The following is an 11,155-nucleotide window of genomic DNA, read 5'->3' as shown; positions in this document are numbered from 1 at the left end:
GGCATTAGGACTGTCAATTTAAGGCGTCTATTGCGCAAAACGCGAGGGGCTGCCGAGGCAGTAGAGCGTGCGGCCGCTCATATTGAGCTGGAGGTGCGGAAGCAGACGCTGGCCGCCCGAGCGTTTCCCCGGATCGGAACAGAACGGCTCCTGGCCATCCAGCGCCGCTTCGCTCGTGTAGCCCGAGAGCGTTTGCAGCGTGGGCGTGGGTGCGATCGAGACCAGCCCGCCGAAACCGTCGCTGCCGCTGAGGCTGCCGGGCACGTGCTGGATGCGGTCCTGATCGTAGGGCGAAATCAGGTGGCCGGTCACGGTGAGCGTGCCCGGCGTGTAGGCGAGCACGTAATTCGGAGCCGATCCGCCGGACGCTTCGATCGCATAGTGCCCGGCGGGGGATTCGCCCGTCGCGGCCGTATGCAGCGCCACGCCGCTGACCACCGAGGCGTCGTCGCCCTCGGCGAGGCCGACGAGGTGATAGGTGAACGCCGGATTGGGCTGGAAGCGCGCGCGAGACTTGTCATCGACAACGACGGTCAGCGCCTTCGCGGAAACGTCCGTCGTGAGGCCGCCGAGCAGGCTGTCGTCCAGAACGAGATCGTAATTGCCCGCATCCCCGCCCGACAGCGAAACCCCGCCCACGGTCACGCTCTTGCCGGTTCCGGCGTTGCGATCGGCGGCCAGCGCCTCGTAGTCGAACGCGACGTTGTCGCCGGCAAGAATATCCACGGTCGTGAAATCGAGCGGCACGTTCCGCGTGCCGTCATAGGTCTTTTCGGCGGCCGCCACATCCGTGACTGTCAGCGTCTTGCGCCCGATATCGGCGCTGAGCCCGAGCAGCAGCGCCGCGTCGAGGCTGAGCGCGTAATTGCCCGCGTCGGCGCCGGTCAGCGCCACCGCGCCGCCGGTCACAGCGATGGCCTTGTTTGCGCCCGCGTTCTTGTCTGCGAACAGCGCTTCGTAACCGAAGCCCACCGTGTCGCCGCTAACGACATCGTCGGTGACGAAGGCGAGATCGGCGCCGCGCGAACCGTCGTAGGTTTTGGCAAGCGCGAGCACGTCTGTGATGCTGAGCGTCTTCGCGGTGATGTCCGCCGAAAAACCGCCGAGCAGCGCGGGATCGAGCACGACAACATAATTGTCCGCATCCGCACCGCTCAGGCTTATGCCGTCCCTAACCGAGACGGTTTTTCCGCTGCCGACATTCTTGTTGGCAAAGCGCGCATCATAACCGAACGCCGCATCGTCGCCGCCGACGAGTCCCGTCGCGGTGATCGCCAGCATGGCCGTCGTCGTTCCGTCGTATACCTTTTCGGAGGCCTCTACGGCCGTGATGTTCAGCGTCCTTGCGGCGATGTCGGCCGAAAGCCCCGCGAGCAGCGCGCCATCGAGGACGAGAATATAATTTCCGCCGTCCGAGCCCGAGAGCGACACACCGGAGGCGGTGATGCTCTTGCCGACGCCGGCGTTCTTGTCCGCGAAGTTCGCGGTGTAATCGAACGTCACCATATCGCCGGAAAGGATGTCCGCCGTCGTGAACGCGAGGCCCGCCGACGTCCCGCCGTCATAGACCTTGTCCGTCGCACCAACCGTGCTCACCGTCAGCGTTCGCGCCGTGATGTCCGCCGTGAGCGTGGACACGTCGCCCGGATCGAGCGCGAGCGTATAGTTCGCCGCGTCCGTTCCCGTCAGCGTTACGCTGCCCACCAGGCTGACGGACTTGCCCGTCCCGGCGGCCTTGTCGGCGAACTGCGCATCATAGGCGAACGTCACCGAATCCCCGGTCACGATGTCGCCGGTGGAGAAGGTGAGGGCGGCATCGCGCGTCCCGTCATAGGTCTTGCCGTTTGCCGTGACGCCCGTGTTCAGCGTGCGCGGCGAGATCGTCGCATTGGCGATCGTCGGCTGCGTCAGTGTATAATTGCCCGCGTCGCCGCCGGTGAGCGTGTAGCCCGATGCGGTGACGCTCCAGGTCCCCGCGTTCTTGTTGGCGAACAGCCCCGAGCCTGCCGAGAATTCGACGTCGTCACTGCCGATAATACCGATGAGCGATCCGCCCGAAAGGTCCGCGTCTGCGTCGCCGTCATAGACCTTGCCCGCAGCGGAGACGCCCGTCAGCGTCAGTGTCTTCGCGGTGATGGTTGCATTGGTGACGGTCGGCTGCGTCAGCGTGTAGTTGCCCGCATCCACACCCGACAGCGTGTATCCTGTGGCGGTGATGCTCCAGGTGCCAACATTGCGGCTCGCGAACGTGCCCGATCCGGCGACGAACGCGACATCGTCGCTGCCCACCACGCCGCCCAGCGTGCCGCCGGAAAGGTCGGCGTCGGCATTGCCGTCATACGTCTTGCCCGCGGCGGTCACACCGGCGAGGGTGAGCGCTTTCCGCGTCACGGTGAGCGCGCCGGTGGAGGAGGGGGTGCCGAACGTATAGCCGGCGCTGCTTGCCAGCGTGCCGTTGGCAATGCTGATGCTGTAAGGCGAACCGGCGACGTTCGCGGCGGCTGCGGTGCCCGCCGAACTCAGTATGGGCGCGCCGGAGAGGCCGATCGTTGCGAGCGTCTCCTGTGTCCAGATATCGCCGTAGGCCGATGCGTCGACGAGGCCATCAAGCGCATAGTGCGTGCCGAGCACGAGCGTCGGCCAAGAATAGGTTTCGCCGTAGACTTTGTCGTCCTCGAAGTCCGTGCTCGCCATCAGTGTGGGAGCGAAGGCGAAGACGTGACGGTTTCCGGCTCCAACGGATGCGGGGGGGAGTGTTCCGATCGTCTGCCCCCAGATCGGCAGGCTGCCGCTGGCGAGGCCACCGAACACGCTGTCGTCGGGGTTCCCCAGATACAGGATCCAGCGGCCCGAACCGGCGTCCAAGGCATTGCTTCCGGCGAGGTTGTCGAAGTCGAGGCCATCGGTTCCGGCTGCCGCCGCGATCACGATTTCGCCGGTGCCGGATTGGACCACGGTTCCGGTTCCCGCGAGGCGGAGGCCGTCATTGTTCGTGCCGGAGGCCGGGATGCCGCCTGTGGCGGTGATGCTGATGTTCGCGCCATTGCTCGAGAGCGCAAGCGCGCCATCAAGAAGTACGCCATGATTGCCGCCGGAGGTTCCCGTGCCGCCGCCCGTGCCGATGATCGCCACGGTGCCCGCGCTGGAATTGCTCGAGGTGGAGGCGACCGACGAATTCTGGATGATGGCGACGCCGACATTGTCGTCGCCCACCGTCGCATTGCCCGCCGTGCCGGTGATCGTGATCGCGCCGAGATTGCTTTCGATGCGCGCGCCGACCGGCGTTGTCGCCGTATCGTGAACGAGGACACCGGATTTGCCGCCGCCGACAGCGCCCGCGCCGCCGTGCCCTTCGATCTCGATCGCCCCGGCGCCGAGCGATTGGATCGTGCTGCCGTCGATATCCACGCCGATCGCATCGAGCGTGCCGGTGCCTGCGCGCCCGAAGAGCGCAATGCCGCCGCCGCCTCCCGCCGCGGTCCGGATCAGCGCATCGAAGGCAAAGAGCCCGGTATTCCTGCGGCCATCCGGCCTGGCGAATGCGATTCCATCGTTGTTTGCCGTCACCGAGATGGCATCGAAGGCGGCGCCGTCACCCGCGTAGCTGTTCTCCAGCGTGGCTTCGAAAATGGCGATCTGGGTGCCCGCCGTGAGGGAGAGTGTCGCCTTGCCCGTGACGAGGAGATGCACCCCGGATTTGACATCGATCGATGCGAGTTCGGATGTGAAGCTCTGCGCGCCGCTTGTGGTCACGTCCTGCTCGATGGAGATCACGCCGGAAGCATCAGTCGTGGTTACGGACGCGCTGCCTGCGGTGATGCCGTCCACCCCGCCGAAGCTGCCGACATTAAGACCGGTCGCCGCACCGTGATTGAGCACGAGCGCGCCCGTCCCGATATCGGCGGCGAGGAAGCCGACAGCGTTGTCCGCATGGTCCAGCGTGTAGTCGCTGTCCGCGCCCAGCAGCAGGAGCTGCTCGGCGGAGATCGCTGCGGTCTGCGTCGTTCCGCCTGCGATGTCGAGCGTCAGGCGGTTGAGGCCCACATCGATCCCGCCACCGATCGCAAGCGTGCTGCCGCCCACGATGCGCAGCCTGTCGTTGAAGGTCGTGAGGCCGCTGCCAACCGTGATTGCCCCTGCATCCGCATTGCCGATGACGATTTCGGAGAAGCCGTTCTGGATGTTGGAGAGCGATGACACGCTCAGCGATAGGTCGCCCGCGCCCGCGCCGAGCCCGATGGTTCGCCCGTCCGTGCGCGGCCGGATGGTGAGGATGCCGTTTCCGGAAACCGCGGCCATGAATGCAACCGTGTCTGCGTTGATCGTGATGTCGTTCGTGCCGGAGACGCCCAGCGATCCCCCGGAGGCGATCTCGAAATCCGGGTTGCCGCCGACGGCGCTGGCCGCGTTGATGGTGATATCGCCCGAAGCCGTGTGCACGCTGGCGCCGCTCCCCGATATCCATACGCCTGCACCGGCGGCGGAGGCGGTGCCCTGCAGCGTGATGTCGCCCGTACCCGTCGTGCGCACCTGCGAACCGTTGAACACGTGCATCCCCGGCGCCGGGCCGGTTCCCGTCGATTCGGCGATGATCTCTATGTCGCCGTCCGTGCCGATGATCTCCGACGACTGGGTCAGGAACACGCCGTAAGCGGTTCCGCCCGTGCCGCCGCCGCCCGTGCCGTTCAGCGTGATCTTGCCCGATCCGAGCGATTCGATCCTGGAGGCGCCGATCATGTTGATGCCGCGCCCATCAGTGGCGCCGCCGCGTGCTGAGAGATTGATCGCGCCCGCGCCCCCGGCGGCGGTGCGGATGACGGCGGCAGCGTCCATCTGGATGCCCGCAAGCGAGCCGGTCGCGGCGATAGCGCGCCGGTTCACCTCGATGACGATGGCGTCGAACGGCGTCAGGCCGCCGCTGTATGTGTTCTCGATCTTCGAGGCATCGTCGAGAAGAAGCTGCCGCGCGGCGTCGATACCGAGCGTCGCCGCACCCGACACCGCGATGGTCGTGCTCGCCGCAAGCTTCACGTCGCGTTCGGACGTATAGTGCTGCGCGCCGCTCGTGGTGATGTTGCCGCTGAGCAGGATGTCGCCCGCCGTGCTGGCGTTCGTCACGGTGAGCGCGCCTGCCGTGATCGCGCGCAGCGTGATGTCGCCGGCAGCGGTATTGGTTTTCCCCGCGCCGTCGCGCAGATCGATGGAGACGCTGCCGGTGCCTGCGGTGATCGTCGTGCCCACGCCCATGGTAATGGCTGCGGTTCCGCTGTCGCGGTAGGCATCGACCACGCCGTTCGCCAGCCTATCGTTCCCGATCAGCGTCAGGTCGCCGTTGTCGGTGGCGATGCTTGCATTGAGGAGCACGCTGCGCCCCGCCTGCAGCGTCAGATCGCCGCCGTCGCCAAGCGCGTTGTCCACCGTCACTGCCGCCGAGACGGTGATGTCGTTCGATGCCTGCAGCGTCAGGTTGGTGCCGGCGGCAAGCAGCGCGGCGAGCGACGTTGCCGAAATGTTGACGGTGGCATCCGGATGGTCGGCATAGGAAAACGCGCTCGGCCGTTCGGTCGAGAACAAATAGACGGCACCGCTGTTGGAGATGGCGTTGCTTGCGCCGTCATCTCCGTTCGCCCCCACCGCCAGCCGCAGGCCGTCCGCGCTCAGCGTCGCCGACACGCCGAAATTATCATCCACGTCGAGCACGATATTCGTGTCCCACGTGCCCGTGTAGCCCGCACCGATCGTGCCTTTGTGCGCCGCACCCGAAAAACTCGTGTCGGTGAAGCTGAATAGGTAAACAGCGCCCGCGTTCTGCACTGCGTTGCTGAAACCATCGTCCAGATTGGCGCCCACGGCCAGATAATTGCCATCGCCATTGAAAGCGACTGATCGGCCAAGCTGGTCGCCAGCTTCGAGCGGGATGAGATTGAGATTCTTTCCGCCGGAATAGCCCGTACCGATCCTCGCGGCGGAGGTACCGCCGCCAAAATCCGCATCGGTAAAGGTGAACAGATACACCGCGCCGGAGGCACTCGCCGCGTTGCCCGCGCCGTCATCGCCCGAGGCGCCGACGGCGAGCCGATCGCCGGCCGCGTTCAGCGCGACAGAAATGCCGAAATAGTCGCTGTCTTCAAGCGTCGGCATTCCGCTGACGCCGGCATATCCGCTCCCGATGGTGCCGGCGTGAGACCCGCCGCCAAAATCCGTGTCGGTGAAGCGGAACAGGTAAACCGCGCCCGAATTTGTCGTGGCGTTGGTACTTCCATCATCGAGATAAGCACCCACCGCTAGCCGATCACCCGCCGCGTTCAGCGCGACGGCCGAACCCAGGGAGTCGCTGGAGCCAAGCGCAACATTAATGTCTCCGACGCCGACATAGCCCGTGCCGATGGTCCCTGACTGCACACCGTTGGAAAACGTGCTGTCAGTGAAACTGAACAAATGCACGGCACCCGATCCCGCCACGCCGTTTGCGAAACCGTCATCCCCCCACGCGCCAACCGCCATGCGATTGCCGGTATCGTTCAGCGCGACGGAAAAGCCGAACCCGTCGCCCGATTCAAGCGACGCGAGATTGATATTCTTCCCGCCCGTATAACCCTTGCCGACAATGGCTTCGAGCGCACCGTCCGAGAACTGGTCGTCGCTGAAGCTGAACAGATAGATGGCGCCGTAGGGCGTTGTCCCGCCCTCGGCACCATGGTCCCCGAAAGCCCCAACCGCTAGCCGGTCACCCGCGCCGTTTAGCGCTGCGGATATGCCGAATTGGTCCGCAGTGTCCGGTGTGGGATTGAGCGCGAGATCGCGGTTTCGTCCATAGCCCTTGCCGAAAATGCCCGAGAGCCGGCCACCGCTGAAATCACCATCGGTGAAGCGGAACAGATAGACGGCGCCGGAACTTGCAGCCCCATTTGACGCGCCGCCATCCAGGAACGTGCCGACGGCAAGCCGGTCGCCCGCGGCATTCAACGCGACTGATATGCCGAACCGGTCATTTGCCTCCAGGTTGGATAAGCCCAGATTCTTGCCGCCAGTGTAGCTGCTGCCGATCTTTGCGGAGACTGCGCCGCCGGAAAAGTTCCTGTCGGTAAAGCTGAAGAGGTATACCGCACCCGCGTTCGCTGCAGCGTTGCCATTGCCGGCATCGCCAAATGCGCCAACTGCAAGCCGGTCGCCCGCCGCGTTCAGGGATACGCTTATTCCGAAGGAGTCGTTTGCATCCAGCGCCAGGGAAACATCGCCGCCGCCTGCATAGCCCTTGCCGATCGTACCGACATGCGAAGCGCCAGCGAAATCAGCGTCGGTGAAGGAAAACAGATAGACTGCACCAGCATTGCTTGTCAGGTCGTCACTTGCATCGTCGACGATCGTGCCGACGGCGAGACGGTCTCCTGCCGCGTTCAGTGATATTGAAACGCCGATCTGGTCACCGGCCGCAAGCGCAACATTCAAATCATCGGGTCCGGCATAACCGGCACCGATCGTACCCGTCAGGGACGCACTGCTTCCCAGCGTGAAAAGAAGTACGGCTCCTGAATCTGTGACAGAGTTGTTGAATCCGTCATCACCGGTCACCCCGACAGCCATGCGATCGCCCGCGGCGTTCAGTGCGACTGCGCGGCCGAACCGGTCGCTATCCTCGAGGCTGGCGACGTCAAGATCGTTGGCGCCGCTAAAGCCCGAATATCCTTTTCCGATGATCCCGCTGACATTCCCGTTCGAGAAGTTACCGTCATTGAAATCAATCAGATACACGGCACCCGCGTTTGAGGTGGAGTCGTCGCTGCCGTCGTCGTTGAGGGCTCCGATCGCGAGCCGTGTTCCGGCTGCGTTGAGTGCAACCGTTGATCCGAAATTGTCGTCAACCTGAAGCCGTGCGATGTCGAGATTCTTGCCGCCGCTATATCCCTTGCCGATGATCCCGGAGAGCGTGCCGCCCGAAAAATCACCGTCCGTGAAGCTGAACAGATACACGGCACCCGCGCTTGACGTGTCGTTGAGTGCGCCGCTGTCTGCCAGCGCACCAATGGCGAGCCGGTCTCCTTCGGCGTTGAGTGCGACGGCATCGCCAAACCGGTCATTCGCCTGCAGGTTCGCGACATCGATGTCGCCCGTCCGCCAGGCATCCCGGCCGATCACGCCCGCCACCGCGCCGCCCGAAAAATTGCCGTCCGCGAAGCGCATCAGATAGACGCCGCCCGCGCCGCTCAGGCTGTTGGTGCCGCCGTCGTCGCTGTAAGCACCGACCGCCAGCCGGTCGCCCGCCGCATTGAACGCGAGGCCGAAGCCGAACATGTCGCCGGCTTCCAGATCGGCGACGTCGGTGTTCTTGCCGCCGGTGTAGCCCTTGCCGATGATGCCTTCGTAGGTGCCGCCGGAAAGATCGGTGTTCGCGAACGACAGCAGGTGCACGGCGCCCGAGTTGGACATATTGTTCGTCGCGGCATTGTCGCCGAGTGCGGTTCCGGCAACGCGCGTGCCGTCCGCATTCATCGCGACCGCGTACCCGAACATGTCGCCGCCGACGATCGCAGAGACATTCGTATCTCCGGCACCCGTATAGCCCTTGCCGATGGTGCCGAGCTTGGTACCGCCGGAGAAGTTCGTGTCGGAAAAACCGATCACATGGATCGCGCCCGATTCCGCCGCGCTGTTGCCGAAGCCGTTGTCCCCGTGCGCGCCTATGGCGAGCCGATCACCGGCAGCGTTCAATGCGACGGAGACGCCGAGATAATCACCGACGTCGAGCGCGAGATTAATATCGCCGGGCCCTGCATAGCCGTAGCCCACCGTCCCGGCGTGCGTGCCGCCGCCGAAATCCGTGCCGGCGAAGCGGACGAGATAGGCCGCGCCCGATTTATCGGCAACGTTTCCGAAGCCGTCGTCGTTCCACGCGCCGATCGCAAGCAGGTCGCCGTCGCCGTTCAGCGAGACCGAGCGTCCGAAGCCGGCGTCGGCTTCAACGGCGATGGCAACGTCGCCCGCGCCGTTATAATTCCTGCCGATCGTTCCGACATGCGTACCGCCACTGAAATTGCCGTCCGCGAAACGGAGCAGATAGGCAGCGCCCGAACCGCTCGCGTCTTCATTCTTCCCGTCGTCGCCGATGGCGCCGACCGCGAGCAGATCGCCTGTCGCATTCAGCGCGACAGACGTACCGAATCCGTCGGCAGCGGCGAGTGCGGCGACGTCGATATTCTTGCCGCCTGTATAGCCCTTGCCGACGATGCTGGTCAGCGTGCCGTTCGAGAAATCGCCGTCGCTGAAGCTGAACAGATAGACGGCGCCCACATTGGTCGTGAGATTGTTCGCGCCGTCGTCTCCGCTCGCGCCGACCGCCATGCGCGTTCCGGCCGCATTGAGCGCCACCGACGATCCGAACGAATCGAATGTATCGAGCGCCGCCGCAACGGAATTCTCGAATGCATCGGGATTGCTGCTGTTCGCATAGACCGCACCGAGAACGGCGGCATATTGCCAGCTTTTGACATCGTCGACGGTGCCGATCACGATGTTCTTCGGATCGAGCAGCAGGTGCCCGCCCGCGCCGGTCAGCACCCAGTCGAGCGCGGCCTGGCGAAGATCGCCCGCGGAGGAGATTTCCACCGAACCGCCGCGCCCGCCGCGCGCGTCGACCGATCCCAGGAACGTCGTGCGCGTGTCCGACCAGAACACCGCCGTGCCGCCGTCGCCGCGCGAGGACGAAACATCGATCGCAGCCGCGTTGCCCACGAACAGCGTGTCCGCGCTCGACAGGGCTTCGCGCGCGCCCCATCGGCCGAGGAACGTCGAATGATAGGCCTGCGCAGGATCGGGCGTCTTCCCGCCCTGAAACGCGCCGCCGACGCGCACGAGCCCGCCCGCAAGCCGACCGCGTGCGCTGATCTGCGTGGAGAGCAGCGACACGCTGGCGCCGCTGAGATCGACCTGGCCGCCGCGCCCGTAGACGCCGTCCGCCAGATAGGTGCCCGATGTGGCAAGCCCGCCTTCGGTGACGACGCGGATCGCGCCGCCGTGAATCGCGCCCGAGGCATCGTTGCGGCCTGTCGTGGTTTCGATGATGCGTCCGGCGTCGAACCGGATCGTGCCGCCGTCGCCGAGACGGCCGGTCGCCGCCACGGTCTCCGCGAGCGAGAGCAATCCCTGCGCGTCTACCGCGATTGCGCCACCGTCCGTGCCGCTGGCGCTGATCAGCCCGCCGAGCGAAACGCTGCCGCCGCTGATCGCTATGGTGCCGCCCGCCTGCTTGTCGCTGTCCGCGGTGATGCGTCCGTTCGCGGTGACGCTGCCCGAGCCCGAAAGCACGATGCTGCCGCCCTTGCGGCTGATACCGTCCGCGCGCACGACGCCCGACACGTTCACCGAAGCGTTGACGACATCGCGCGCGGCTGCCGCGCTCAAGAGCACCTTGCCGCCGCTCGCCTCGATAACGCCGCTGTGCTCGACAAGCGCGGAGCCGCCGTCGCCGATCGTGGCCGCAACAATGCCGTCCGGCGCGAACGACACCAGACCGTCGCCGTAGAAATCGACAGAGAATCCCGTGCCTGCGCCCAGCGCGACGCGGCCAAGGTTGGCGACGATCGTGCCGCTGTTGCGCACGCGCGGCGCGACCAGCGCGGCAAGCCCCGCGTCGCGCACGGTGATGCGGCCTTCGTTGACGATCGATGCGGCGGGCAGGCTGCCGCCCGAAAAGTTCAGCGATCCCGTCGCCATGAACGCCTGGCGGTCGATGTCCGCCGTCGTCGCGACGAGCCCGCCCACGTCCACGGTCGCATCCTTGCCGAAGGCGATGCCGTTCCGGTTGATGAGCACGACGCGCCCGTTCGCGGTCAGGTTCCCGAGGATCGAGGAGGGGTCGGCGCCCGTCACGCGGTTCACGGCGACCGAGGTACTGCCCGGCTGGATGAAGCGCGTGCTTTCGCCCGTGCCGATCGAGAAGCTGTTCCAATCGAGAATCGCGCGGTCGCTCGTCTGCGTCACGGTCACGTGGCCGGTGCCGTCGCCCGCGATCGATGCGCTACCGGTGCTCACCGTGCCGCCGGAGGGGCCCGCGTGCGCCGCGCCCGCGAGCGCGAGTGCGGCAAGGCTGGTGCCCGCAAGAATGATGCGGCGCTTGTCGAATACGAAACGCGGGGCCATTGGGAATGCCTCTTTTCTT

Annotated in this window: 1 protein-coding gene; it reads right to left on the bottom strand. The window is 65.6% G+C overall.

Annotated elements, in window-relative coordinates:
• Positions 1-27: 27 nt before the first annotated feature.
• A complete protein-coding gene (locus H2052_RS13590) occupies positions 28-11,136 on the bottom strand; it encodes a YDG domain-containing protein (RefSeq protein ID WP_293782580.1) in 11,109 nt (3,702 codons plus the stop codon).
• Positions 11,137-11,155 lie beyond the last annotated feature (19 nt).

The organism is Sphingosinicella sp. (genome assembly GCF_013911755.1).
In the GTDB taxonomy this organism is placed as follows: Bacteria; Pseudomonadota; Alphaproteobacteria; order Sphingomonadales; family Sphingomonadaceae; genus Sphingosinicella.
The sequence above is the reverse complement of the archived record's forward strand: the minus strand, read 5'-3'. Positions and strand labels throughout refer to the sequence as shown.